Below are 24,044 nucleotides of genomic sequence, written 5' to 3' on the forward strand. Positions count from 1 at the left end.
CAATCCTTTAAGCCTTTTCTACTGCATGTCCACCAAATTCATTGCGCAAAGCGGCTACCACTTTCCCATTAAAAGTATCAGTATCTAAAGAACGGTAGCGGGACAGCAAGGACAGGGCAATAACAGGTGTGGCTGCCTGTAAATCCAATGCCGTTTCCAATGTCCATTTTGCTTCTCCCGAGGAATGCATGACTCCTTTGATGCCATCAAGCTTAGGATCTTTAGAGAAGGCATTTTCGGTGAGCTCCATTAGCCATGAACGAATAACAGACCCGTTGTTCCAAACCTTGGCCACTTTTTCATAATCAAAGTCGAATTCACTTTTCTCCAGCACTTCAAATCCTTCGGCGATGGCGGCCATCATCCCGTATTCAATTCCATTATGGATCATTTTTAAGAAGTGGCCGCTTCCGATTTTCCCGCCATATAGATAGCCGTTTTCAACCGCTGTATCACGGAACAAAGGTTCCACTACTTCCCATGCTTCCTGGTCGCCGCCAATCATATAACAAGCGCCATTGCGGGCTCCTTCCATTCCACCGGATGTACCAGCATCCAGATAATAGATCCCTTTTCCCTTCAATTCGTCGTATCGGCGTATGGATTCCTTATAGTGGGAATTCCCTGCTTCAATGACGATATCGCCTTCATCAAGCAATGGTGTGATCTCGCTGAGGACGGAATCAACGACCATGTGCGGAACCATGATCCATAACACTCTTGGTTTTGCCAGTGATTGAATCAGCTCCTCCAGATTCGATGTTGCTTGGGCTCCCAATTTATTCATGTCTTTGACCGCTTTTTGATTCAAATCATAGGCCACGACAGAATGATTGTTGTCCAATAAATTTTGACCTAAATTAAATCCCATTTTTCCTAAACCGATTAATCCAACTTGCATGTTTTATTCACTCCTAAAATTTGTTTATTTTAATAAATCCTTTACGTTTTGAACGACATGGCCAACCGTAAATCCGAATAGCTCCATTACAGCAGCACCAGTACCCGAAGCACCAAATGTCTCAATCGACATCATTTTCCCTTCTGGCCCAACGTACCGCTCCCATCCGAGGGATATCCCCATCTCGATGGACACACGTTTTGTGACTTCAGCTGGAAGGACAGATTCCTTATAGTTTGCTGTTTGACCGTCAAACAGTTCCCAGCTTGGCATTGCCACAACGCGAACGGATACCTTTTCCTGTTCAAGTTCCGCTTTTGCCTCTACAGCTAGGCTCACCTCAGAACCAGTAGCGATTAAGATCACATCGGGATGTTCATTTGTTTCTGTTAATACATAAGCCCCTTTAGAAAGGTGGTCAATATTGGCTTTTGTTTCTTCAAATACTGGCAGGTTTTGGCGGCTTAAAATTAACGCAACTGGACCTTCTGTGTTTTGAAGCGCATAAGCCCAAGCACTCGCTGTTTCATTCGCATCTGATGGACGGATAACGGTAAGCCCAGGAATCGCGCGCAGCGCAGTCAACTGTTCAATAGGTTCATGTGTCGGTCCGTCTTCACCGACTGCAATGGAGTCATGTGTGAAGACATAGGTGACAGGCAGTTTTTGCAGTGCGGCTAAGCGAATCGATGGGCGGAGGTAATCATTAAAAACAAAGAATGTGCTGACAAATGGTTTTACCCCTCCATGCTGGGCCATCCCGTTCCCAGCTGCCCCCATTGCATGTTCACGAACCCCAAAGTACACATTTCGGCCAGCATAATTCTCAACTGCAAATGCCGCTTCTCCATTGATATCCGTCATTGTGGAGTTAGAAAGGTCTGCACTTCCTCCAAACATCGAAGGGACGATTTTCACAAAATGATTGATTGCCTTTCCGCTCGCCACCCGGGTCGAAACAGCTTGATCAGGATCGAATGTTAAAATGTCTTTCACATCCACTAATCCTTTTCCTGCAATCGCATTTTCAAGTTCATTAGCTAATTGTGGATAAGCTTTTTTGTAACCCTTAAAGAGTGCATTCCAATCCCTTTCAGCTTGAATGCCAACACTTTTGAGGGATTCAAAGTGTTCTTTCACTTTTTCAGGTACATAAAAGTCTTCTTCATATTCCCAGCCATAAGCCTGCTTCGTTGCTTTTGCTTCTTCGACACCAAGCGGCGCACCATGTGCTTTATTGGTGCCGGCAACCTTGGGACTGCCGTACCCGATTATCGTTCTGACTTCAATTAGTGTAGGTTGTTCGGTATTCATTTTCGCTTCTGAAATGGCTTTAGTGATTGCTTCCACATCGTTTCCATCCTCAACCCGTAAATATTGCCAGTGAACAGATTCCGCCCGTTTCTGAATGTCTTCCGAGAATGATAGATTCAATTCTCCATCTAGAGAAATATCATTTGAATCATATAAAACGATTAATTTCCCTAGTTTCATATGACCAGCCATGGACATTGCTTCATAGGAGATTCCTTCTGATAAGTCACCATCACCTACTAATGCATATGTATAGTGATCAATGACAGGAAAATCCTTTTGATTAAATTTGGCCGCTAAGTGTGCTTCAGCCATCGCCATTCCCACTGCATTTGCAATTCCTTGCCCCAATGGGCCAGTGGTTGCATCCACCCCATCTGTATGACCAAATTCCGGATGACCTGGTGTTTTACTGTTTAATTTTCTGAAGCTTTTCAAATCGTCAATCGAGACATCATATCCTGCAAGATGAAGCAGGCTGTAAAGCATACTTGAACCATGACCGGCGGATAATACAAAACGATCGCGATTAAACCATTTGGCGTTAACAGGATTATGATTTAAGTGGTCCGCCCACAAAGCATAGGCCATTGGTGCAGCTCCCATTGGCAGACCAGGGTGGCCGGAATTGGCTTGATTGATAGCGTCAATCGATAAAGTGCGTATTGTATTGATTGCTAAAGTTTCTATGTTTTTACCCATATGAAGATTTCTCCTTTTAAACATTTGGTTATTGTGCTAGTAAGTCTTCCGAAAGTGATTCTAACCTATCCTCTGTTACATCATCTTCATCCAGCCACCAATGGAAACCATCCTCACGAAGCAAAGAGTGAACTGCTTCCGGACCAGTCGATCCTGCTAGATAATAATGAAGCGGGGCGAGATTTTCCTCAAATGCCTCTAAAATTGGCTGAACCCACTTCCATGACAACTCTACTTCCTTCCAGTGGGCAAAGAATGTGGAATCGCCGCGAAATGCATCATAAATTAATCGTTCATACGCTTCCGGAATATCCATTTGCTCCGTAAACAAGCTAATTTTCGCAGGTTCAATCTTGCCGCTGATCGGATTTCTACTATTAATAAGTAAGGAAACATTTTCATTCGGACTGATTTCGATGATCAACAGATTAGGATTCAATCTTTCTGCTTTTTCCTTTTTCGATGTTTTCTTAAATTCAATCACAATTCGAGTAGACTTTGCCGCCATCCTTTTTCCTGTCCGAATGTAGAAAGGCACTCCTTCCCAAAATGGATTATCAATCCACAGTCTGGCTGCGATAAAGGTATCATTTTCTGACGTCTCCTTAATTCCAGGTTCATTTATATAGCTAATGACTGGTTCGCCATTTATTTTCCCGGCTTTATATTGAGCTCGGACAACATCTTGTCGAACACCTTCTTTCTTTAAAGGACGAACAGATTCCATCACTTTGCGCTTTTCCTTGCGAATTTCATCCGGGCTGATGCTTTTTGGCATATTCATCGCGGTCATCATTAAGATTTGAAGCATATGATTTTGAAACATATCGCGAATAGCTCCTGATTTGTCATAATAACCAGCTCGCTCTTCTACGCCCACCGTTTCACTTGCTGTAATTTGGACATTGGCAATATGTTTGTTATTTAATAGTGTTTGCAGAACAGGATTGGCAAACGCGAGTGATTCCAAGCTTTGAATCATCGACTTTCCAAGATAATGATCAATTCGATAGATTTCATCTTCTTTGAATGCTTTGCTTAAGTTGCTATTAAGCTCCCGTGCGCTCTTTAAGTCATGCCCAAATGGCTTTTCAATGATCAGCCGTTTCCAGCCCTTTGTTGTTCCTAAGCCACTTTCTTTAATATGGTTGGCAATGACACTAAAATATTCTGGTGCAACAGATAGATAGAACATGCGATTTTCTGGAAGATTAAGTTCTTTCTCACGTTGACTTACAATGTTTTCAAGTTTCTTAAAGTCCTCCAAATTCCCTGCATCAAGCACACTGTATCGAAAAGCCTCAAGGAAGGGCCCGATTATCTCCTGATCAAATGCTTCTTGTCTCGAAAAACTTCTTAACGATTGTTCAACATACTTTTGGAATTCTTGATCAGATATTTCACGACGACCTAGTCCAATGACTGAAATCGGTTTAGGTATTTTTTGATCCAAATATAAATTGTAGAGAGCCGGGAAAATTTTTCTTTTTGCCAAATCCCCTGTTGCTCCAAATAAAACGAAAGTCATTGATTCCATTTTTTCTCACTTCTTTCTATATAATATTGGCTGATGATCGCTATTTAACGTAATGAGCACATCGGCCATCCCAATAAACAAGCCATTTTCCACAACACCGGGAATCTTATTGAGACTTACTTCTAATTCTTGAGGCTGTGCTAAACTTGGGAAGATACAATCCAAAATAAAATGTCCATTATCCGTTCGAAAAGGTTCGCCATTGACTCGGCGTAATGCTGGACTTCCGCCTAGTTCTCTTAGGTGCTTTTCCGTCATTTCCGCCCCAAATGGTACGATTTCAACAGGCAACGGAAAGGATCCTAATGTTTTGACCATTTTTGAAGGGTCAGCCACGACAATAAATTGGTTCGCTGCTTTGGCAATGATTTTTTCTCGTAAAAGAGCACCGCCTCCCCCTTTAATGAGGTTTAAGTTTTCATCCACTTCATCGGCTCCGTCTATCGCAAGATCAATTTTCTCAATCTCTTTAAAGCCTGCCAGAGGAATGTTTAATTCTTTTGCCAGTTCCGCTGTTTGGATAGAGGTAGGAATCCCTTGAATGGAAAGTCCTTCTTTTACAAGTTGTCCAAGCTTGAGTAGTGTATAAAACATGGTTGACCCTGTACCCAGTCCCACTACCATTCCATCCTTGACAAATTCGGTCGCTTTTTCGCCGACTGCTTTCTTTTCATTCAAGTTCCTCACTCCTTATGCTCCTCTAACAAGCGAAATCATCTACCTATTTATTTGCGTTATTATCTTACTTTATTAGTTAACGAATTTTCTCCATTGATTGATGACTTGTTTTTCGGCTAGAGTTCTAATTTCATCCTCTGGCATATCTTTATTGCCAATTACATTCGTTTGATAATTTCTCCCATTGAATTCAACTGTAACAATCACTTCAATCACGATCCTCTTCTCCTTTCAATTGATACTTGAAACAGTTGTTTTGGACCCGTAATTACATTTAATTCAAATATCTCGTATTCAAAGTATTTGATAAAAAAATATATCTGAATCATTTTTTCGGATTAACAACAAGTACAGCCTATAAGATTAAGGAATATTTTATTATCAAGTAACTTTATGTAACCATAATATCCCCTTAGCATGTATCCGTCAACCATTTTTGTCTATTTTGTGAACTTTCTCTAGAGGAATATTTATAAGCCATTTTTTCTTTTAGCTGCTAAATTATTCGAGAGTTGTTTCATCCGTTTCTTATTTAACGGGTATAAAAATACCAATATAAAAAATATCAATAAATAGATCGTTCCAGGTACAATTGTAGCCAATGCGTAGATTCCATCCAGTGTGTCTGCCGATTGAACTTCAAGGGAAGCATTATAGCCTATGGCAGTGATGGCAAAACCTCCTATGCCGCCAGCAAGTGCTTGGCCAACTTTCCGGGCGAATGAATAGAAAGAATAGACTGTTCCATCTTCTCGCAGGCCGGTTATTAATTCGTGATAATCAACCACATCGGTTACAAATGCCCATATCAATGAATTAAAGAATGCATATCCAAACATACCAATCGCTGAACCTACAATAAATTGTCCTGTGGATAAGTCAGGGAAGAAGAATAAAAGAACATACATTGAAGCTGCCAGGATCATTCCCGTAGCTGTGACTTCTTTTTTGCCGAATTTGGCCACTAACGGTTTGACTAAAGGAATCGCAATAAATACGGTAACCGTTTGGATAATGCCTATAATGCTTAATGCGGCTGTATTACGAAAATAATCTTTAAACAAATAAACGTTCACTGCACCGATCAGCATTGTGCTCATCATAAAAATCAAGGATGCTCCAAGGATAGCCATTAACGGTTTATTTTTCATCAAAGACTTTAATGTACGGCCTAAATTAGGTTTAACTCCAGTATTTTCAGGAATGGCTATACGTTCTGTAGATAATTTATAACATGCCATATAACAAGCGAGAGAAAGAATCCCAAAAATGACAGCCGCCATGAAAAAACCATCTGAATTCGCCTTGTTGTCTACGAAGATAATGAGTGGTCCAATAGCATTGATGATTAAACTTGCCAACATGGCCCCCATCGTTCTGAATGTAGATAAAGAAGTACGTTCGATAGGATCATCTGTGATCACGGAAGCCATTGAACCATAAGGAATATTAACTGTACTGTATAATGTTCCCCATAAAATATATGTAACAAAGGCATATGCCGCATAAAATCCGTTCGACATCCCCGGGATATATACAAACATTAATACCCCTGATAGAACGAGCGGGAAGGACATCCTGAAAATCCAAGGTTTAAATTTCCCATGTTTAGTGGGCTTTTTTGAATCGATAAAACGCCCCCATGTCAATCTGCCAAGGCATCCCATAAACGTGCAATGAAAAAGAGGATCCCGACAAATGCTGCACTAAGTCCATAAATATCTGTATAATAAACCATCAGGAAAGAACTCACTAATATAAAGAAGAAGTCATTCCCAAAATCGCCAAACATATAACCTAGTTGATCTCTAAGACCAAATTTTTCACCTTTTATAATTGAATTTGTTGGTTCATAATCCATTATTTTTTGACTGGCACCTTGATTCATTTTATCACTCCTGTATCAGCTTAATGCGCTTATTGGTTTTAATTAAAATATCTTTAATTTGAGATAATGAAAATGTCTTTCCCTATTCCCCAATTTAAATCGGAGTTCTTTAATCAATCGACCTATGATACAAATTGTTTTATAATGGCGATAAAAATGGATTACATTTCAACCGACTGCTAAAACGTCTTTTAGATTTTCCATGTTATGTTGACCCTCTATAAAGCGAACGGATCGTGATTTGCCATGGATAATGATCGAATGTGTAATCGCTATATTTCCTTTGTATTGCACTCCTCTAAGTAAATCTCCATCAGTAACACCAGTCGCTACAAAAAAAGCGTCATCTCCTTTTACAATATCCTTCATGTAATACGTCTTATTAAAATCACTCACACCCATTTGTCTTAGACGTTGTTCTTCTTCTTCTGTTTGTGGAAGCAGTTTTCCTTGAAATTCTCCTCCCAAGCTTTTCAGTGCAGCTGCAGCTAATACACCTTCAGGAGCCCCTCCAGAACCTAGCATTAAATCGATACCAGAAGATTCAAATGCAGTACCGATCGCCGTTTGTACATCACCAGCTTGGACAAGTTTAACCTTTGCACCCACATTCCGAATCTCTTGAATCATTTCTTTATGTCTTTCGCGATCCAGGATGCTTACAACCAAGTCTTCAACCTTTTTATTCTTTGCTTCTGCGACGGCTTTTAGATTATCAACAACCGGAGCATTGATATTTATTTTTCCAACCCCCGCAGGTCCTACTGCAATTTTTTCCATATACATATCTGGTGCATGCAACAGATTTCCACGTTCTGAAATTGCGATGGTCGTAAGTGCATTAGCCTCTCCTGCAGCGACAATTTCCGTTCCTTCTAAAGGATCTACAGCAATGTCAACTTTAGGCCCATTCCCTGTTCCTAATTTTTCGCCAATATACAACATTGGCGCTTCATCCATTTCACCTTCTCCAATTACAACTGTTCCTGACATTTCAATCACATTAAAGAGCGCTCTCATTGCAGCTGTTGCTGCTTCATCTGCTTCTTCTTTTTTCCCCCTTCCAGTCCATCTTCCAGCAGCTAAAGCTGCAGCTTCAGTTACTTTGACAAGGTCGATTGATAAATTGCTTTTCATGATGATTTCATCCCCTCTTGTTTTGATTATTTTCTAACGTTCTGCCAAAATAAATTAGTTCTCAATCCTACCCCTTTTTTCGTATAAAACTTTTATCCTTAATTAAGTTATCTTTAATCCGAGATACTCAACAAAGAAATATTCATATATGATTTGTAAGGAACAAGGATTAAGTCCGGAATGGAAACTACACAGAATGCCTTTTAACTTCATTAGGATTCTGCATTTTCAAGATAAATTTGTTTAATTATATTTCTGTACACTTGCTTTTAAAATGTCCTCTGTTCTAAGTTCGAGCACCTTTTCCAATAAATTTATTTCGCGATCAATTTGCCTTATTTCTTCTCTGCTAGAGACATTCTCTTTTCTCTTGTCCTCTATTAACTGCAAAATGGTTTGTTTGAAGGCCTTTGTATTAATAAGCCATTCACCAATAAGCTCCTTGGTTGCTTGCCGCTCGCTTTGGTCCTTTACGCTGAATATGTTTTGTATATCAGTTTCCAATAAACTAATTGAACTAAATTCTGGGTAAATTCTCATCCAGAAATAATTAATTTGACTATCATAATAATGCTTCTGTTTCAAACGATAATATTCAATTCCGAATTTGATGTCCAGGTATGGTTTCTCTTTTGTAGGGGTGCGCAGTTCCGTTATTGTTATATTATTTGGAATATCCAAATAGGTTTCCAACCCCTGGTGAGTTGGGATAATTTTTGCATTTAAAAGTTCCATCTTCTCTTACCTCTTTTCTTTTTATTCTATCTTTTTAAATAACCCTTGTGGTTACTTTATGTAACCATATTATTATGAAGGTTACTTTTAGTCAACAAAAAGTAATTATTTATTGATGATTCTATATTTTCCATTCACTAACATCAATGAAAAACAGTAACACCTTTATTTGAAGGGCGTGTTATTGTATACTAAAAATAACCTATTAACAATTAATTATTACTGACTTTAATATAACGCTTATATAAATAGGAGGAGCCGTGTATGCAGAAGGAAACTCAGGAAACTCTATGTTCTAAGGTAGAAGAATCCTATCATATAATAGGAAAAAAATGGATGGGATTGATCATTCATTGCCTCATGGAAGAGCCAAAAAGATTTGGAGAAATCCATGCGTTTATCCCGGATTTAAGTAAGCGAGTGCTAAATGAGCGGATGAAAGAACTTGAGGAATGTGGAGTTGTTTTAAGGAATGTCATTACAGAAAGGCCCGTCCGGACGGAGTATTCACTCACGAAAAAAGGGGCTGAGCTAGGTAAAGCCCTTAAAGCTGTCGAAGCTTGGGCCGATAAATGGTTATAAAACAAGTGGGGTTGCCCAATCAACTTCTCCTTAAGGCTAGAAGCTTTGATTTATATACGTTGATAGGAGCGAATTTTACGAGGCAGGAATCTGCGAATTTCTTCTTTGTTATATCCTACTTGCAGCCTGGATTCATCATGAGTAACGGTTTGCGTAATATTCCCGGATTGATTTTAATAATCTTATATAGTTCTTGCACAGAAAGAGAATCAAAGTCTACATTCAACTTTTGAAAGGCTTTCGAAGTTGTAGAAATAATTTCATCTGTACCGTCCTCTGTGAGCCGGAATATATTTTTAATTTCGTCTATGGTAAGCTTTTCCGCTGATATATTTTTTTCTTTATAAACTATTTGGTGCTTATCTAGCCAAGCTTTTGCCTTCCGACAAGAAGCACAACTAGAGGATGTATATAAATGAATCATCTTTTTACAGCATCCTTCCTCTGATTATTCTAGATGTCAATGTATATAAAGCATAAAAAGAATGGTACTCCGATGGAAGCCCTATGACCGTCCTAGGTGTTTTCCTCTATTATCTCTGGGGGTATAGGGGAGAAATTGTTGGGGGAATAACAACATTATTTCAAACCTTATCAACTAGACCTACTTCTAAAATAGATATAATCCTCCCCTGGTCCTATATGACAATTATTTAAAAGAGCCAATCACGATGGATTGGCTCTCAATATTCATTATTAATTTCCTTTTTTAACCCATTCCGCAACGTTTACCGTACGCTTCGCCTGATGCTTGACGGCTGCCTGGACATCCTCAATCATTTTGCCATCTTGGCCAACGGTAACGCTTGTTCCATATGGATTTCCTCCAGCACCGAAGATTACAGGATCGGTGTAACCAGGTGTGGCAATAATTGCACCCCAATGCATCATGGAAGTGTATAGGGACAGGAGAGTGGCTTCCTGGCCGCCATGTGGATTCTGGGCGGAAGTCATCGCACTCACAACTTTGTTAACGGTTTTGCCAGTTGCCCATAATCCACCTTGTGTATCAAGGAATTGTTTCATTTGGGACGGCATGTTACCGAAGCGGGTTGGAACACTGAAGATGATGGCGTCTGCCCATTCAATATCCTCACCTGTCGCAACCGGAACAGCTTTTGTATTTTCTACAGTTGCTTTCCACGCAGCATTTCCCTGGATGACCGATTCAGGAGCCAGCTCTTGCACCTTCAATACCCTTACTTCGGCACCTGCTTCTTTTGCTGCTTCTTCCGCCCATTTGGCTAGTTGGTAGTTGGTACCACCCATGCTGTAAAAAACCACCGCTAATTTAACATTTGTCATTTGTTCATTCTCCTTTATAGATGAATTTCCAAATAATTTGGATAGAAAACCCATTAATATGACCTCCCTCTTGCTGTTTTTTTGAAAAAAGATTTAAAAAGCTTTTGTGAAGCTGTTTGTATCCTTATTTACAATCATTTGGCCTACCGAGTATAATTTGCTTCCGTTAATTGCTAGGTAAACGGCCATTGCCAAAAATGCTAAATCTAGTTCATAGCCAGCCATCTGCCCATTCCCCAGTAAACCAAGGGACAGCTTTACCTTTAAGGTTGCCCCAATCATGATCAAGGCGATTAGCACAGACACAACCCGCGTTCCGAGGCCTATGATCAGTGCAAGCCCTCCGGCCAATTCAATTCCAGCAACGGCATAGGCCATGAATCCCGGTAAGCCAATACTCTCAAACCATCCAACAGTATTCTCAATTCCACCCTGGAATTTCACTAAACCATGAATGAAAAAAATGATTCCCAATGTAACACGTAAAATTAACGCTCCCAATTCTGCTTTAAACATTTCTAGCCTCGTCCTCCGATAACATTTTACTTTCTTTCGAAAACCGGAATTTCCAATACCATTGTGTTGCAAATTCCACATCTTCCATCGTTAGTTAATGGCCTCCATTTCACCATAGAGGTTTTACATGGTTTTCCAATAAAGATTCAATTCTTCCGATTTAATCAGCGAACAGATTGAATCATTCTCAAAGTTGAAAGAGCCCCCTAATTTTCACTAATATAATAATTCTCAACTTCGAGATATATATCAAAGAATACCCCCATGTATATTTGCTTGTTTAGTAGGGATGAGCAAGAGTTAATGCATTTTATTGAACTACCCCCAATAAACCTCGAAACAAAGTATCTTTAATTAAGGATTATAATAAACGGTTATCCGTCTTGTGTCAACTATAATGGCGAAATTCTTATACCATTAATGCGGATAACGATTATTGCCCTGGTCCTGTAAGCGCCAGACCAATGGCCACAACACTTAGCATTTTAATTTGCTCCACTTTGGAAATGTTATTTAGTTATACCATTATTTGTAAATCCCACTAACCTTAGCCGATTGCCTAATATTCGCCCTTTCTCCTCCACACTTACCATCCAACTGAATATTTATCATCCAAAGAACTAAAAGTTGACATTTATTACCTTAAACCTTATTATTAATTCATACTTATCAAATCGGAATAGTAAAGGTTCGATCAGGTGACTGAAGGCCTAACAACGTTTCTTAAACAACGTCGTTAGGCCTTTTTTGATACACAATAAAAAAGAAATTAGCTGACTAGTGCACTAGAAGCAATTAAAAGGAGTGGGTCTGGTGGAACTTCGGAAAGCTGTTGAGAAAAAACGGAAGAAATTAATTGAAAAACTGATCGCTTTTAACGTTTACAAAAAGGAGGATAAGCATCTTTTTGAGCTATCACTGACAGAATTGGAAACCGAATACAAAAAATTCAATTCGACTAGTCATCCCCATAATAATATCGGATCAATAAAATAATAGGTGTATATCGAACAAGACCGCTAATAGCACTTCAGCTAAAAAAGAGCTATACTGATTTTCTGAGTGCTCGAACCAATAAGATTAAATTGATAGGAGGAACATATGGAAAGGAATTATCAATCACTCATAAACGGGATATTTGTTTGTGCTTTGCCTGCAGTCAATACTGTCCTGGAGAATGAAAATATACAAATGGTGATGGACTTACGAGCAGAGGCAGGGGAAAATGAAGGGGAAAATCATCCAAATAGGCTGGTTATTCCCTTGATTGACGGGAAACCAAATCAATCAAAGCTTTTGGAAGATGCTATTCAGGCTGCCGTTCATGCATACCATGAGGGAAAGCAAGTCGTTCTTCATTGAAAAGGCGGGAAAAGCCGCACAGGTAGTGTGGCAATTGGCATACTTCTAGAACTCTCAATGGCAGACTCCATTGAGGATGCAGAGAAAATGATTAAAGAAATTAGGCCAGAGATCGAAATTCATCCAGAGTTTGTTAAAGACCTGGAAAGGCTTTATCCAGGTCGTTCTAAAAATTCCTTATAAATTTTAATCTGGGTTTCCAACCCGTCAGTTCCCTTGGTATTTGTGTATCAAGGGATTTTTACGACATCGGGATTGGTGTTTCATTACACTGCCTCGACGCTCTCATAACCAGTGGATTTAAGAAGGAGGAACGAGGAACAGTCTCTTCCTTTTATAGCAGGATGAGGTTTTTGGGAGTGGCATTGGGTCCTCCAGTTTTCGCAATTCTACAGGGTTTTTCTCATAAAACACTATTTTTGACCGTAACTAGTATTTCGGTCGGGGCTGCACTTCTTGCATTATTCTTTATAAAGCCACCTAAACCTCGTGAGGATCAGAACGGATTATTCGAGAAGCTTGATTGGTAAAAGTTTCTTAGGAATAATGGGAAAACCCCTGCTTTTTAAGAGGGGGTAGAACTTAATTATCCAAGGCTTGTTGCAGATCACTAATTAGATCATCGCTATCTTCAAGACCTACCGAAATCCGGATTAATCCATCGGTGATTCCCAAGGCTTTACGTCTTTCCGCGGGTATGGAGGCATGGGTCATCAAGGAAGGAATTGAAATTAAACTTTCAACAGCGCCAAGACTCTCTGCCAATGTAAATAAACGCACCTTAGTTAACAGTTTCTCCGCTTTTTCACGGTTGCCGACATCGAATGAGATCATGCTGCCGAAACCTCGTGATTGCTTTTTAGCAATTTCATGGTTATGATGGCCTTCCAAGCCGGGGTAATACACTTTTTTTATTTGGTCATGGTGAGCTAAAAACTCCACAATCGACCTTGCATTTCGCTCGTGCTCTTCCATCCTGATTCCCAAGGTTTTAATGCCTCGCATCAAGAGCCACGAATCCTGTGGTCCTAGCACTCCTCCAGTCGCATTTTGAATAAAATGGAGCTCGTCGCCAAGTTTCCTATCCTTCACTACAGCCAAACCGGCAACGACATCACTATGGCCGCCAAGGAATTTCGTTGCACTGTGCAAGACGATATCCGCTCCAAGCGCTAATGGATTTTGCCAGTAAGGAGTTCCGAATGTATTATCGACAATAGTCAGTAGTCCATGGCGTCTGGCAATCGTTGCAGCTCCTTCAATATCCGTGACTTTCAACAATGGATTTGTCGGGGATTCAAGAAAAAGGGCCTTCGTGTTTTCCCGTATTTCCTGCTCAATTGAATCCAACTCGCTTGTATCTGTGAATGTCGCCTCAAGTCCAAACCGGTTTAATACTTTTGTCATTAAACGGAACGAACCTCCATACACATCGTCTGTCATGATAATGTGGTCACCTTGACGAAACAGCATCATGACGGCGGTCATTGAAGCCATCCCCGATCCAAACGCAAATCCTCGTTCTCCATCTTCAATGTCTTTAATCAGTTCCTCGAGTGCATGCCTAGTCGGGTTTCCTGTCCTGGAATACTCATAACCTGTGTGTTTCCCCGGGGCAGGCTGCTTGTAAGTGCTAACTTGGTAAATTGGAACGGAGACAGCCCCGGTCTTCTCATCTCCAACGATTCCTCCATGAATGAACTGCGTTTTCTTTTTCATTGTTTTACAATCCACCTCCATAAATGTTTTTGCTTAAATACCTTTCACTCGAATCAGGGAAAATGACCACAATATTAGTAGGGGGCTTTGCCTTTTCTGCTTCTTTCAAGGCAGCCGCGAAGGCTGCACCTGATGAACTGCCAACCAGCAACCCTTCCTGAGTAGCCAGTTTCTTTACCATTGAAAAGGCGTGGTCATCAGAAATGGTATGGATAGCGTCAAAATAGTGGTCATCCATGTAAGGTGGCAGAAACTCCATTCCAATTCCTTCCGTTTTATGCGGCCCTATAGGTCCGCAATTGAGAATAGATCCTTCAGGTTCGACAATGACGGTTTTTATCCTCTTATTCTTTTCCTTTAAATATTTTGCGGTTCCCATGAAGGTCCCGCCCGTTCCGGCTCCGGCTACAAATACATCCACCTTGCCATTAAGCTGGGTCCAGAGTTCAGGTCCCAATGTTTTATAATAAGCCCCAGGATTTGAGGGATTGTAAAATTGCTGAGGACAAAAGGAGTCTGGTATTTCCTTTAGCAATTCTCTTGCTTTCTGGATTGCACCGGCCATGCCCAGCTCTGTTGGGGTATGCACCACCTTTGCCCCAAGAGCTTTCATTAATTCTTGTTTTTCCACACTGAATTTTTCAGGGACACAAAAAATGATGTTTATTCCACTATTGATAGCCGCCAGCGCCAAACCGATTCCTGTATTCCCAGCTGTGGGTTCAATGAGCGTTCCACCAGGCTTTATGTCCCCAAACTTTAAAGCGTTTTGCAGCAGTTCCAATCCCAGGCGGTCCTTAATGCTTCCTCCAGGGTTGAAAAATTCCAGCTTTGCAAAGATTCTAACATTCATTGGAAGCGGGAAATGCTTGATTTCCAATATAGGAGTTTTGCCGACCAGTTCGTGTATGCTTTCAACCACTTTCATCTTACACACCTCCTAAATCTAAAGAGTTTATCCTTCATCTTTTCTTACAGCTTCCAAAATCCAGACAAAAGAGTTGAGGCGGGTGAATCGTACCGAGAAATGGTGTTTTTCAAGTATCTCCCGCAAAATTGGAATCGTTGTATAATATTCTGTCTGCAAATCCTTAGCCAGGTTCATGTAACCTTTCAGCTTTGCCTCTTTGATCGCTTGATCATGCTCTTCCTTCGTTTCAAACATGGTATCGGCAAAGACAATCTTGCCTCCAGCCTTTAAGATATTTTGATATTTGCCAATGGCCGTCTCTTTCTCTGTGTCGGTCAAATGGTGAAAAGCGTAGGTGCTTGCAATCGTATCGATGGAAAGAGAATTAGGAAAATCCAAAAAGTCGCCGTCAAGAATGTTTATTTTCCCCTTTAACTTTTTATTGGCAACTTCCCTCATGGCCTTGGAAGGTTCAATGGCTGTAACCTCATAACCCGCTTCCAGCAAAAAGTCTGTCAAATTTCCAGTCCCCGTCCCAAATTCCATAACATGCCCATACGATCGGCGGGATACTTCCTTTAGGATGGAAGGATACCCCCTGAATACTTCACGATACTCAAGATCATCCCCGCCTACTGTATGGTCATAGGTGGAGGCCCACTCATCAAAAACCTCTAAAAATTCTCTGCCCAACATGGTCACCTTCTGTTTAAAGTTTATTATTCCTATCAACATAGTATGAATTATGTGCAGAATTGGTCACCATGATGGTATGTTATCCTTGCTATACCACCTCTTTTATTTCACGATTGTTTAAACTGTTAATAAATTCATCAAGAGCCTTTTTCAGCCTTTGCTGCGCTTCCTCTTTAATAGAATAATGATGCTTTCCTGTTCGCTCGATCTGGTTATCGATCGTATAGACCCCCTTTATAAAGTGATTGGCCCCCAATGCGGAAAGGACTGGTGTTAATGCATACTCAATGGTTAGAAGGTGGCCAAACGAACCGCCTAGTACGAGAGGCAGGACCAATTTATTTTCCAGGCCATTTTGGGGCAATAGGTCGAGATAGGTCTTCAATATCCCCGAGTAGGAGGCCTTATAGACAGGAGTCAACACCAGGACTCCTTCTGACTTTTCGATGATGCTATTAGCGGTTTTAATTTCCTCACTATCAAACCTGGCAGTCAGCAAATTTCTGGATGGCAGCAAATGAACTTTAATGGTTTCAGAAGGAATGTTTTCCTCATTCAAAACCTCTACAGCATAATCTAAAATACCATTCAGACGTGATTGATCATTAGGTGCTCCCACAATAATGGCCACTTGTGTCATGTTCATCTCTCCCTTTATGTTTTTAACCTTCTAGCAGCTTCCTAGGTTCTTGGTTTGGCGAGACTTTTTCCGTGCCAAGTATTTGATGCAGAATCCTGGAAACAGACTTAATAAAGATTGGATGCTCCCTTTGTCTCGGATAAGGAAGGTTGATGGATTGGTGTAAGGCAATTCTGCCCTCTTCTATAACGATGACCCTGTTGGCCAGGGCTACTGCTTCCTCAACATCATGGGTAACCAGAATAGCCGTAAACTGCTTTTCCTTCCACAATTCCTCAATAAGCTGATGCATTTCAATTCGAGTTAAAGCATCCAGGGCCCCTAAAGGTTCATCCAGCAGCAGCAGCTCTGGCTCATGTACAAGTGCTCTTGCCAGGGCCACTCGTTGCCTTTGGCCTCCTGAAAGGACGCCCGGCCAATCCTTAGCCCGCTCCATTAACCCGACCCGCTTTAAAAGCGAAGCAATTTTATCATGCGAACCTTTTTTTAATCCTAAGCCCACATTCTGCTCAACTGTCTTCCAGGGAAGGAGCCGGCCATCCTGAAACATAATTTTGGCAAGGGAGTTGCCTTTTACGGGCTTTCCATTCATATACAAGCCACCCGCAGTAGGAGATTCCAGCCCGGCAATCATACGCAGCAGCGTGCTTTTTCCGCATCCGCTCTTTCCTACAATCGCAATAAAATCGCCCTTATTCACTTTTAAGTCCATATTTTTTAGTACATGCAGGGACCCGAAGGATTTTTGAATCCCGGAGAGTTCAAGTACCGTTTCATTCCCTTTGCTTGCAGCCATTTCGTTCCTCCTATCTTTGATAATTCGTATTCCACTTCAGGAAGCGCCTCTCAGCCAGTTTTGCTGTGTAATCCGAAAGTTTTCCGAGAAAAGCATATAAAATGATGCTTAAGACCACTACATCCAATTGCATGAATTCCCTTGCATTCATGGCCATATAGCCAATCCCCGAATTAGCGGCAATCGTTTCTGCGACAATCAGTGTCACCCAGGTGATACCCAATGCGTAGCGTACACCTACCAAAATAGAGGAAAGGGCACCTGGGAAAATAACATGCCGGAAGAGACTAATACCTTTCAAACCATACACTTTGCCCATCTCAATCAAGGAGGCATCGACCGAACGAATTCCATGGAAGGTGTTCAAATAAATGGGGAAAAACGTGCCCAGTGCCACCAAAAATAATTTAGCCTCCTCGCCAATCCCAAACCATAGAATCACGATTGGAATCAAAGCAAGGTGGGGGATGTTGCGGATCATTTGAATCGAAGTATCAAATAGAGTCTCAGCCACTTTTGATAACCCGTTCCACAACCCAAGTGCAAATCCAATCCCGCCTCCGATCAAAAATCCCCAGAATGCCCTTTTGGTGCTGACTCCTATATGGTGAAACAGCTGGCCCGATTGGCCAAGTTCAATCGCCGCTTTGAAAATGTCGATTGGACTCGGTAAAATTCTTGACGAAATCCATCCGAGCGAGGAAAAGATCTGCCAGGAAACGAGCAAGAGCAATGGGACCATCCATGGGATGAAGCTATTCATCCTTTTCTTCATTAATATCACCTGCTTGCATTCACTTTTTTGGCATAAAGGTCGTTTGCGACAATTTCACCAAACGGACTGACAATTCCAGGATTTTCACCTGCTGTATTGGAGCTTCCCAAATTCAAGTGCGGGAATAATAGCTCTGCCACCCGGTAGGACTCCTCCAAATGTGGATAGCCAGAGAGGATGAAGGTTTCTATCCCCAAATTCTCGTATTCTCGCATTCTTTCTGCGACTGTTTCTGGGCTCCCAACCAATGCCGTGCCAGCCCCGCCTCGGACCAGCCCGACTCCCGCCCATAGGTTCGGGCTGATCTCCAGATTATCCCTGCTTCCGGTATGAAGCTGGGACATTCTTCTTTGTCCTACAGAGTCAAACCGGGAAAATACTTTTTGCGAGGATGCAATCAAGTCGTCATCTACATATTTGATTAAATTTTCAGCTGCCTGCCAGGCTTCCTTTTCGGTTTCCCGCACGATGGCATGAAGGCGGATTCCAAAGCGGACGGTTTTCCCCTGTTTTTCCGCCAGCTTCCGGACCTGATTGATTTTCTCTTCCACTTTCCCAGGCGGCTCTCCCCAAGTCAGATAAACATCCACATGCTTGGCGGCAATTTGCTGCCCTATTTCGGATGAACCGCCGAAATATAGCGGCGGGTAAGGAGTTTGAGCCGGAGGATAGAGCAACTTTCCGCCTTTGACCTGCAGGTGCTTCCCTTCAAAATCAGCTTCGCCTTTTGCTAATAAATCCCGCCAAATGGCTAAAAATTCATCACTTAACTCATACCTTTCCGTATGGCTCAGCTGCAGTCCGTCCCCTGCCAGCTCAACCGGGTCTCCTCCAGTGACTACATTGATCAACAGCCGGCCGTTTGATAACCTGTCAAAGGTTGATGCCATTCGGGCAGCCTGGGAAGGGGATGATAGTCCTGGGCGTACGGCAACGAGGAACTTCATCCGGGAAGTGACCGGGATCAGCGATGAAGCTACAACCCAGGCATCTTCGCAAGACCTTCCCGTTGGCAGCAGTGCCCCCTCGTATCCCAATGAATCGACCGCTTGAGCAATTTGTTTCAAATAGGGAAGATTCACTTCTCTTCCACCTGTTGTTACGCCTAAATACCTTGAATCACCATGTGTGGGAATAAACCAAAAAACCTTCATTTCTTCTCATCCCTTCATTTATTATTTAATAGTTGCCTCTTCTACTTTTATTTGTTTTGGAATAAGCTGAAGCTCATAAAATTGATCGGCAATTTTTTGCTGGTCATCAATGATTTCCTTCGTAACCTTTTCCAAACCGAAGGACCTTCTAGTCAGCGTCAGCTCTAATGTTGCAACGTCCATCCCAATCTCTGGAGAAAGAAACTCTGCCGCTTCCTTAGGGTTTTCCGATACCCATTCTTCTGTCTTTTCCACTTCTTCGTAAATAACCTCCAGAACATCAGGATTCTTTTCAGCGAAAGAACGGGAGGAGAAGAAAAACTCCCTGTTCGCAGCCAAGTCTGTTGCGTTAGCAATGATCCTGGCATTTGCGGTGACCTCCGCATTGGCTAAAAAAGGATCCCAAATGACCCAAGCATCGATTTCTCCCTTTTCAAAGGCAGCCCGTGCATCGGCTGGAGGAAGAAAGGCTGTCTCAATTTCATCATATTGGATGCCCGCCTTCTCAAGTGCTTTTACCAGCAGGTAGTGGACATTCGAGCCTTTATTCAGCCCCACTTTCTTTCCTTTCAAATCCTCGAGATTTTTTATAGGAGAATCTTTCGGCACCACAATAGCTTCTCCATTTGGGTTGGGCGGTTTATTGGCAAAATAGACAAGGGGCGCATTTGCAGCCTGGGCAAAAATCGGAGGCGCTTCACCTGTATGCCCAAAATCAATGCTGCCTACATTAAGAGCTTCCAATAGCTGAGGGCCGGCAGGGAATTCAGTCCACCTTACCGAAAAACCTTTCTTCTCCAAAGCTTCATCCAGGCTTTTATCAGCTTTCAGAATGTTCAAGGTTCCAAACTTTTGGTATCCAATATGAATTACTTTCTCTGCTTTTTCAGAGTCGCTGTTATGAGCCCCTGAAGACGTTGAGCTGCAGCCGCTAATTAAAGCAACATAAAAACTAAAAACCAGGAACAGAACCAATCGAAATTGCATAGTTACAACCTCCACTCATCAAATTTAATCATGGGATTCTCCCCTGCTGCTTTCGGTGTTCCGATCAGCAGACAAAAAAAACAAAGAAGCTCTGGCATTAAGTCTATGCTTAATACCAGAGCCTCCGGTTTTCCAGTCAGCATGGCAATAAAAAAGGCATAACCTTCTAATTAGAAAAAGGTTATGCCTTTGGTGGTCCAAACGGCCTCATATGTAATTTCTTAGTAATTCAGATTATAAATCACACTATTCTTACCTGTCAACTATGAATTAGAAAAATTAGGCTGTTTGAAACATATACTATTAGCACACAAACAATCGGTGACGAAAATTTTGCAATTTAGGTCCACACAGGTCTTTCATTCTGCGGTGGGAGTAGTAGTAGAAATTCAAAAATAAACCATAAGCATTCGAAGGTTCTTTGTGTTAAAATGATAGCTTGGTGGATAGAAAGTGAAAGGACTACGATTCAAATGCAAACTAAAACACCTAATAATTTCTTTAAAAACCTAGTCAGCCTCATTAAAGGGAAAGTCTTTGTTATCAATGTGCTCCCTGTGTTGACAGGATATTTTTTATCTTCACATATCAATCATGTTCCACTAGCTGAACACATTGCCTCTTTCTTTATTACATTAATAGGAAGTTCCTTTGTCATTGCTGGTGCTTTAATGTTGAATAATTGGTACGAAGCCGATTTAGATAAACTAATGGAGCGAACTAAAAGTAGACCGAGTGCTAATGGAGAGTTCAGCAGGAAGTTTGTCTTAACTTTAGGAGTTACAACAAGCATAATAGGATTTTTGTTATTGCTTTTTACTAATGCTGAGGTGTTCTTATTTTCTTTCATTGGCTGGTTTTTTTATGTGATTTTTTACACATTTTGGAGCAAGCAAAAATACTCGTGGAACACGATTATTGGTGCCGTATCAGGATGCGTAACACCGTTAATTGGTTGGTCTGTGGTATCTAGCAGTTTTCAACTTATTCCTATGATGGTGGCACTGATCGTATTCATTTGGCAAATGCCCCATACTTATGCCATCGCGATACGAAGATTGGATGATTACAAACGGGCAGGCTTCGCAATGTTGCCTGTTGTATCAGGCATCAAGAAAACGAAGATCCATATTCTGTTTTACCTTATTTGTTTGATTCCTTTGCCTTTCTTTATGAAATCCCTAGGTTGGTTTTTCATCGGATTCATAACACTTTTAAATATCGGATGGATCGGTTTATCTTTAAGCGGATTTTCTGCACAAAACGAAGAACATTGGGCTAACAGGATGTTTAAATACTCCGTTATTCATATGATGTTATTTCTTACATCTATTGTCGTGTTGTCAATTTAAAAAGAACCTTGGCACCCTGGGGTTCTTTTTATTTCTTCACTCTGCATCCTACAGTTTACCCGAAATTTGCTGTAGGAGATTGTGATATAATAATTCCAGAACTTGTAAAGAGAGGGTATTTTATGAATTTTGGTGATGTAATATTTCAGTTATTAAGTTTTATTTTTATGTTTGGACTATTTTTTGCGGTTTTCTTCCTTGTTCGTTCACTTATGTCCAAGCAACAGCAACCAAATAAGAATAACAATATCGAGCAAAAGCTTGATAGAATAATTGAATTACTTGAACAGGATAGAAAGTAGAAATTTTTATCCTGTTTTTCATTATGTTCGCATTAATGAATCCTACCAAAAAAGGCGGTTTAATCCTTCTTGGATCAAACCAGCTTTTAGCTAAAATGCTCTTATCTAACAAAACTCAATGTTCGTTGCTCTACTTAGGCTTTTCCTGTTCCCCTGCAAGTAGTACAATCATGGACATGAAAAGATTCCAAACCTGAAGAAAAAAATCCCCTTCCTGAGCAGTCGGGACATATCCCCCTTTGAATCTTTTTCTCTCGCCGTTTTTCTTTCCGATTGCCAAAGAAGCCCATATGTATCCCTCCAAACTATTTTCTCTCTTTAGTATACCTATTTGTATTCTTTTAATATTACGCCCTTTTACAAATATCAACCCACGTACCCCATAGGTATAAATATTGCAAAAAATAAAAGAGTCTTTCAACCCTTTTATCGGCTCTTTACCAAAAGATTCACAGCATCCTGAATTAATTCTTCTGCGCTTCTTTCTCCTTCTTGTTCGGCAATCCGGACACATTCCACTAAATTCGAACTTACCACAACGCCTATTGTGCGGTCAATCGCGGTCCGGGCTGCTGATAGCTGCGTAACCACATCCCTGCAGTCCTTGTTTTCCTCCATCATCCTCAAAATACCTCTTACCTGTCCTTCAATGCGTTTAAGTCTATTTTTCATTTGATCATTGTATTCCATCTTTGTCCCCCCTTTAATAAATTTGAATTAAAATCTCCGAAATGAATCACAAAACCATACTATACCCCCGTTTGTATATTGTCAAATTAGGATTAATGGAATTAAAAAGGCCGCGAAAGCCTTTGCGGTCAGTTCTGATTGATAAAATAAAACAACTTACCAAACTGATGATCACCCTTACTTTCTTACCACCAGACATCCCTTTTGAGCCTTTAATCAATCTCACCCCCTTGGATTAACCTAAATATGTTATAGATAAAGCCAGACACTCCATTGGCTATTGACCAAAGGAGTGTCTGGCTTTGAATAGGAAGCAGTGGGAACCTTCCACTTGCCTCACACCGTTATGACTACTTTTCCTTGGGCGTGGCCTTCGGCAAAATACGTGAATGCATCGGGAACCTCGCTAAGCTGATAACATCGGTCAATAACAGGCTTTACCTTTCCTGATTCGATAAGTTGTTTTATAAATAATAGATCTTTTTGGTTTGCTCTTTGTAAAAAGCTGCCCACTTTCTTCCCCTCTGTCATGGAAATCCAGGGACCGAAAGCCATGGCCTGGAACATTTGAGCTCCGGAACCTCCGACATGGACAAATGTTCCATGGGGATTTAAGGCCTGCTTATAGATGGAAATTGGCTGGTACCCGTTAACACCAATAATCAAATCGTAGCGCTCTGTTTTGACAGGAAAGTTCTCTTTTTTATAGTCAATCACATAGTCTGCTCCAAGAGACCCGACTAGTTCTACATTCCTCGTACTGCACACCGCTGTAACTTCTGCTCCAAATGATTTGGCAATTTGGACAGCGAACGTGCCGACACCGCCGGAGGCTCCGTAGATTAACACTTTTTGCCCAGGCTGAATCTTGCCTTTATCGCGCAGGCTCTGCAAGGCCGTTACGGCGGCCATAGGCACAGCAGCCGCCTCCTCGAAGGAAAGCATTGCTGGTTTTATTGCCAAAGCCACTTCAGGAACAGATACATATTCAGCAAAGCCGCCCCATCCGCTGCCGGAAAGATCTCCGAACACCTCATCCCCTTGTTGAAAACCAGAAACATCCTTGCCTACTGCCTCCACCCGGCCTGCAATGTCTCCCCCGGGGATTAAGTATTTGGGTTTTAAAAGTCCGAAAGCAAAACGCGCCAAAAACGGCTCCCCTTTCAAAAGAACCAGATTTCCATAATTCAAGGAAGCTGCGTGAACTTTCACCAGCACTTCATTTTCTTTTGGTACGGGTTTATCAACCTCTCTCACTTCAAGAACATCCGGCGACCCATATCTTGGTGAAACGATTGCTTTCATAAACAGGCTCCTTCCCCAAAAATAGGCTGATTCCTAAAGAATTTTTGCCATTCAATTATCT

Annotated in this window: 28 protein-coding genes and 1 pseudogene; 6 read left to right on the plus strand and 23 right to left on the minus strand. The window is 41.3% G+C overall.

What is annotated here, in order from left to right:
• Positions 1 to 7: 7 nt before the first annotated feature.
• The 9 genes from gnd to WQ57_RS10070 all read right to left on the minus strand — a co-directional run bounded on the left by gnd (position 8) and on the right by WQ57_RS10070 (position 8,892).
• Positions 8 to 901 carry a phosphogluconate dehydrogenase (NAD(+)-dependent, decarboxylating) gene (gene gnd / locus WQ57_RS10035; protein WP_046523622.1) on the minus strand — a complete coding sequence of 298 codons (894 nt, stop codon included), beginning with the start codon at positions 899 to 901 and terminating at the stop codon, positions 8 to 10.
• Between the two features lie 24 nt (positions 902 to 925).
• Positions 926 to 2,917 (minus strand): transketolase, encoded by a 1,992-nt coding sequence (tkt, locus tag WQ57_RS10040; RefSeq protein ID WP_046523623.1) that lies wholly within the window; start codon positions 2,915 to 2,917, stop codon positions 926 to 928.
• A 28-nt stretch (positions 2,918 to 2,945) separates the two neighbouring features.
• The gene (gene zwf, locus WQ57_RS10045) at positions 2,946 to 4,454 is read right to left on the minus strand and encodes a glucose-6-phosphate dehydrogenase (protein WP_046523624.1); all 1,509 of its coding nucleotides are present in this window, start codon (positions 4,452 to 4,454) and stop codon (positions 2,946 to 2,948) included.
• Between the two features lie 6 nt (positions 4,455 to 4,460).
• Positions 4,461 to 5,132: a ribose-5-phosphate isomerase RpiA gene (gene rpiA, locus WQ57_RS10050; protein WP_046523625.1), complete on the minus strand. Its 672-nt coding sequence runs from the start codon at positions 5,130 to 5,132 to the stop codon at positions 4,461 to 4,463.
• Between the two features lie 72 nt (positions 5,133 to 5,204).
• The gene (locus WQ57_RS10055; RefSeq protein WP_046523626.1) at positions 5,205 to 5,348 is read right to left on the minus strand and encodes a BA3454 family stress response protein; all 144 of its coding nucleotides are present in this window, start codon (positions 5,346 to 5,348) and stop codon (positions 5,205 to 5,207) included.
• A gap of 254 nt (positions 5,349 to 5,602) precedes the next feature.
• Complete coding sequence (locus WQ57_RS10060) at positions 5,603 to 6,799, minus strand: MFS transporter (protein ID WP_338151898.1); 1,197 nt, start codon at positions 6,797 to 6,799, stop codon at positions 5,603 to 5,605.
• The gene (locus WQ57_RS27410) at positions 6,778 to 7,020 is read right to left on the minus strand and encodes an MFS transporter (RefSeq protein ID WP_338151899.1); all 243 of its coding nucleotides are present in this window, start codon (positions 7,018 to 7,020) and stop codon (positions 6,778 to 6,780) included. The genes WQ57_RS10060 and WQ57_RS27410 overlap by 22 nt, the downstream gene beginning before the upstream one ends.
• Before the next feature lie 168 nt (positions 7,021 to 7,188).
• Complete coding sequence (gene glpX, locus WQ57_RS10065) at positions 7,189 to 8,157, minus strand: class II fructose-bisphosphatase (RefSeq protein WP_046523627.1); 969 nt, start codon at positions 8,155 to 8,157, stop codon at positions 7,189 to 7,191.
• Between the two features lie 243 nt (positions 8,158 to 8,400).
• Positions 8,401 to 8,892 carry a hypothetical protein gene (locus WQ57_RS10070; RefSeq protein ID WP_046523628.1) on the minus strand — a complete coding sequence of 164 codons (492 nt, stop codon included), beginning with the start codon at positions 8,890 to 8,892 and terminating at the stop codon, positions 8,401 to 8,403.
• Between the two features lie 264 nt (positions 8,893 to 9,156).
• On the opposite strand from WQ57_RS10070, the gene WQ57_RS10075 reads away from it, so the two are divergent.
• A complete protein-coding gene (locus tag WQ57_RS10075; RefSeq protein WP_046523629.1) occupies positions 9,157 to 9,474 on the plus strand; it encodes a winged helix-turn-helix transcriptional regulator in 318 nt (105 codons plus the stop codon).
• A 50-nt stretch (positions 9,475 to 9,524) separates the two neighbouring features.
• On the opposite strand, the pseudogene spxA reads toward WQ57_RS10075, so the two are convergent.
• The 3 genes and pseudogenes from spxA to WQ57_RS10090 all read right to left on the minus strand — a co-directional run bounded on the left by spxA (position 9,525) and on the right by WQ57_RS10090 (position 11,295).
• Positions 9,525 to 9,898, minus strand: a pseudogene (spxA, locus tag WQ57_RS10080) (transcriptional regulator SpxA).
• A gap of 272 nt (positions 9,899 to 10,170) precedes the next feature.
• Complete coding sequence (wrbA, locus tag WQ57_RS10085) at positions 10,171 to 10,779, minus strand: NAD(P)H:quinone oxidoreductase (RefSeq protein ID WP_046523721.1); 609 nt, start codon at positions 10,777 to 10,779, stop codon at positions 10,171 to 10,173.
• 93 nt (positions 10,780 to 10,872) lie between these two features.
• Entirely contained in the window at positions 10,873 to 11,295 is a 423-nt protein-coding gene (locus WQ57_RS10090) for a DoxX family protein (protein ID WP_046523630.1), read from the minus strand.
• Positions 11,296 to 12,108: 813 nt separating this feature from the next.
• On the opposite strand from WQ57_RS10090, the gene WQ57_RS10095 reads away from it, so the two are divergent.
• The 3 genes from WQ57_RS10095 (at position 12,109) to WQ57_RS26190 (ending at position 13,187) form a co-directional block, all read left to right on the plus strand.
• Positions 12,109 to 12,291: a Fur-regulated basic protein FbpA gene (locus WQ57_RS10095; RefSeq protein WP_084820240.1), complete on the plus strand. Its 183-nt coding sequence runs from the start codon at positions 12,109 to 12,111 to the stop codon at positions 12,289 to 12,291.
• A gap of 105 nt (positions 12,292 to 12,396) precedes the next feature.
• Positions 12,397 to 12,657, plus strand: a complete 261-nt coding sequence (locus tag WQ57_RS26185) for a hypothetical protein (RefSeq protein ID WP_052948712.1) — start codon at positions 12,397 to 12,399, stop codon at positions 12,655 to 12,657.
• Positions 12,658 to 12,878: 221 nt separating this feature from the next.
• Positions 12,879 to 13,187 carry an MFS transporter gene (locus WQ57_RS26190; protein ID WP_277620285.1) on the plus strand — a complete coding sequence of 103 codons (309 nt, stop codon included), beginning with the start codon at positions 12,879 to 12,881 and terminating at the stop codon, positions 13,185 to 13,187.
• A 52-nt stretch (positions 13,188 to 13,239) separates the two neighbouring features.
• Here the strand turns inward: WQ57_RS26190 and WQ57_RS10110 are convergent, their stop codons facing one another.
• The 8 genes from WQ57_RS10110 to WQ57_RS10145 all read right to left on the minus strand — a co-directional run bounded on the left by WQ57_RS10110 (position 13,240) and on the right by WQ57_RS10145 (position 20,334).
• Complete coding sequence (locus WQ57_RS10110; protein WP_046523632.1) at positions 13,240 to 14,376, minus strand: bifunctional cystathionine gamma-lyase/homocysteine desulfhydrase; 1,137 nt, start codon at positions 14,374 to 14,376, stop codon at positions 13,240 to 13,242.
• Between the two features lie 4 nt (positions 14,377 to 14,380).
• Positions 14,381 to 15,304 (minus strand): PLP-dependent cysteine synthase family protein, encoded by a 924-nt coding sequence (locus WQ57_RS10115; protein ID WP_046523633.1) that lies wholly within the window; start codon positions 15,302 to 15,304, stop codon positions 14,381 to 14,383.
• Positions 15,305 to 15,331: 27 nt separating this feature from the next.
• Positions 15,332 to 15,979 carry a class I SAM-dependent methyltransferase gene (locus WQ57_RS10120; protein WP_046523723.1) on the minus strand — a complete coding sequence of 216 codons (648 nt, stop codon included), beginning with the start codon at positions 15,977 to 15,979 and terminating at the stop codon, positions 15,332 to 15,334.
• A gap of 91 nt (positions 15,980 to 16,070) precedes the next feature.
• Complete coding sequence (ssuE, locus tag WQ57_RS10125) at positions 16,071 to 16,622, minus strand: NADPH-dependent FMN reductase (RefSeq protein ID WP_046523634.1); 552 nt, start codon at positions 16,620 to 16,622, stop codon at positions 16,071 to 16,073.
• A gap of 22 nt (positions 16,623 to 16,644) precedes the next feature.
• Complete coding sequence (locus tag WQ57_RS10130; RefSeq protein ID WP_046523635.1) at positions 16,645 to 17,418, minus strand: ABC transporter ATP-binding protein; 774 nt, start codon at positions 17,416 to 17,418, stop codon at positions 16,645 to 16,647.
• A gap of 10 nt (positions 17,419 to 17,428) precedes the next feature.
• Positions 17,429 to 18,193, minus strand: coding sequence for an aliphatic sulfonate ABC transporter permease SsuC (gene ssuC / locus WQ57_RS10135; protein WP_046523636.1), 765 nt, complete (start codon positions 18,191 to 18,193; stop codon positions 17,429 to 17,431).
• A 5-nt stretch (positions 18,194 to 18,198) separates the two neighbouring features.
• The gene (gene ssuD / locus WQ57_RS10140) at positions 18,199 to 19,347 is read right to left on the minus strand and encodes an FMNH2-dependent alkanesulfonate monooxygenase (RefSeq protein ID WP_046523637.1); all 1,149 of its coding nucleotides are present in this window, start codon (positions 19,345 to 19,347) and stop codon (positions 18,199 to 18,201) included.
• 21 nt (positions 19,348 to 19,368) lie between these two features.
• Complete coding sequence (locus WQ57_RS10145; protein WP_046523638.1) at positions 19,369 to 20,334, minus strand: sulfonate ABC transporter substrate-binding protein; 966 nt, start codon at positions 20,332 to 20,334, stop codon at positions 19,369 to 19,371.
• A gap of 473 nt (positions 20,335 to 20,807) precedes the next feature.
• Between WQ57_RS10145 and cyoE the strand changes: the two genes are divergently transcribed.
• Complete coding sequence (cyoE, locus tag WQ57_RS10150) at positions 20,808 to 21,686, plus strand: heme o synthase (protein WP_046523724.1); 879 nt, start codon at positions 20,808 to 20,810, stop codon at positions 21,684 to 21,686.
• Between the two features lie 122 nt (positions 21,687 to 21,808).
• Entirely contained in the window at positions 21,809 to 21,988 is a 180-nt protein-coding gene (locus WQ57_RS10155; RefSeq protein ID WP_046523639.1) for a DUF4083 domain-containing protein, read from the plus strand.
• A 130-nt stretch (positions 21,989 to 22,118) separates the two neighbouring features.
• Here WQ57_RS10155 and WQ57_RS10160 read toward each other — a convergent pair whose 3' ends face one another.
• The 3 genes from WQ57_RS10160 to WQ57_RS10170 all read right to left on the minus strand — a co-directional run bounded on the left by WQ57_RS10160 (position 22,119) and on the right by WQ57_RS10170 (position 23,983).
• Positions 22,119 to 22,358 carry a hypothetical protein gene (locus WQ57_RS10160; RefSeq protein ID WP_046523640.1) on the minus strand — a complete coding sequence of 80 codons (240 nt, stop codon included), beginning with the start codon at positions 22,356 to 22,358 and terminating at the stop codon, positions 22,119 to 22,121.
• A gap of 56 nt (positions 22,359 to 22,414) precedes the next feature.
• A complete protein-coding gene (locus WQ57_RS10165; protein WP_046523641.1) occupies positions 22,415 to 22,678 on the minus strand; it encodes a metal-sensitive transcriptional regulator in 264 nt (87 codons plus the stop codon).
• A 336-nt stretch (positions 22,679 to 23,014) separates the two neighbouring features.
• Positions 23,015 to 23,983, minus strand: a complete 969-nt coding sequence (locus WQ57_RS10170; protein WP_046523642.1) for an NAD(P)-dependent alcohol dehydrogenase — start codon at positions 23,981 to 23,983, stop codon at positions 23,015 to 23,017.
• Positions 23,984 to 24,044: the final 61 nt, after the last annotated feature.

The organism is Mesobacillus campisalis (assembly GCF_000986785.1).
In the GTDB taxonomy this organism is placed as follows: Bacteria; Bacillota; Bacilli; order Bacillales; family Cytobacillaceae; genus Mesobacillus_B; species Mesobacillus_B campisalis.

Excerpts from the sequence above, each read along its gene's own strand:
- ssuC (WP_046523636.1), bottom strand. The coding sequence starts at position 18,193 with ATGAAGAAAAGGATGAATAGCTTCATCCCATGGATGGTCCCATTGCTC.
- WQ57_RS27410 (WP_338151899.1), bottom strand. The coding sequence starts at position 7,020 with ATGAATCAAGGTGCCAGTCAAAAAATAATGGATTATGAACCAACAAAT.
- WQ57_RS10130 (WP_046523635.1), bottom strand. The coding sequence starts at position 17,418 with ATGGCTGCAAGCAAAGGGAATGAAACGGTACTTGAACTCTCCGGGATT.
- zwf (WP_046523624.1), bottom strand. The coding sequence starts at position 4,454 with ATGGAATCAATGACTTTCGTTTTATTTGGAGCAACAGGGGATTTGGCA.
- WQ57_RS10170 (WP_046523642.1), bottom strand. The coding sequence starts at position 23,983 with ATGAAAGCAATCGTTTCACCAAGATATGGGTCGCCGGATGTTCTTGAA.
- wrbA (WP_046523721.1), bottom strand. The coding sequence starts at position 10,779 with ATGACAAATGTTAAATTAGCGGTGGTTTTTTACAGCATGGGTGGTACC.
- WQ57_RS10145 (WP_046523638.1), bottom strand. The coding sequence starts at position 20,334 with ATGCAATTTCGATTGGTTCTGTTCCTGGTTTTTAGTTTTTATGTTGCT.
- ssuE (WP_046523634.1), bottom strand. The coding sequence starts at position 16,622 with ATGACACAAGTGGCCATTATTGTGGGAGCACCTAATGATCAATCACGT.
- WQ57_RS10070 (WP_046523628.1), bottom strand. The coding sequence starts at position 8,892 with ATGGAACTTTTAAATGCAAAAATTATCCCAACTCACCAGGGGTTGGAA.
- glpX (WP_046523627.1), bottom strand. The coding sequence starts at position 8,157 with ATGAAAAGCAATTTATCAATCGACCTTGTCAAAGTAACTGAAGCTGCA.
- WQ57_RS10110 (WP_046523632.1), bottom strand. The coding sequence starts at position 14,376 with ATGAAAAAGAAAACGCAGTTCATTCATGGAGGAATCGTTGGAGATGAG.
- WQ57_RS10155 (WP_046523639.1), top strand. The coding sequence starts at position 21,809 with ATGAATTTTGGTGATGTAATATTTCAGTTATTAAGTTTTATTTTTATG.
- WQ57_RS10115 (WP_046523633.1), bottom strand. The coding sequence starts at position 15,304 with ATGAAAGTGGTTGAAAGCATACACGAACTGGTCGGCAAAACTCCTATA.
- WQ57_RS10060 (WP_338151898.1), bottom strand. The coding sequence starts at position 6,799 with ATGGGATGCCTTGGCAGATTGACATGGGGGCGTTTTATCGATTCAAAA.
- WQ57_RS10090 (WP_046523630.1), bottom strand. The coding sequence starts at position 11,295 with ATGTTTAAAGCAGAATTGGGAGCGTTAATTTTACGTGTTACATTGGGA.
- tkt (WP_046523623.1), bottom strand. The coding sequence starts at position 2,917 with ATGGGTAAAAACATAGAAACTTTAGCAATCAATACAATACGCACTTTA.
- ssuD (WP_046523637.1), bottom strand. The coding sequence starts at position 19,347 with ATGAAGGTTTTTTGGTTTATTCCCACACATGGTGATTCAAGGTATTTA.
- gnd (WP_046523622.1), bottom strand. The coding sequence starts at position 901 with ATGCAAGTTGGATTAATCGGTTTAGGAAAAATGGGATTTAATTTAGGT.
- WQ57_RS10165 (WP_046523641.1), bottom strand. The coding sequence starts at position 22,678 with ATGGAATACAATGATCAAATGAAAAATAGACTTAAACGCATTGAAGGA.
- cyoE (WP_046523724.1), top strand. The coding sequence starts at position 20,808 with ATGCAAACTAAAACACCTAATAATTTCTTTAAAAACCTAGTCAGCCTC.
- WQ57_RS10075 (WP_046523629.1), top strand. The coding sequence starts at position 9,157 with ATGCAGAAGGAAACTCAGGAAACTCTATGTTCTAAGGTAGAAGAATCC.
- WQ57_RS26185 (WP_052948712.1), top strand. The coding sequence starts at position 12,397 with ATGGAAAGGAATTATCAATCACTCATAAACGGGATATTTGTTTGTGCT.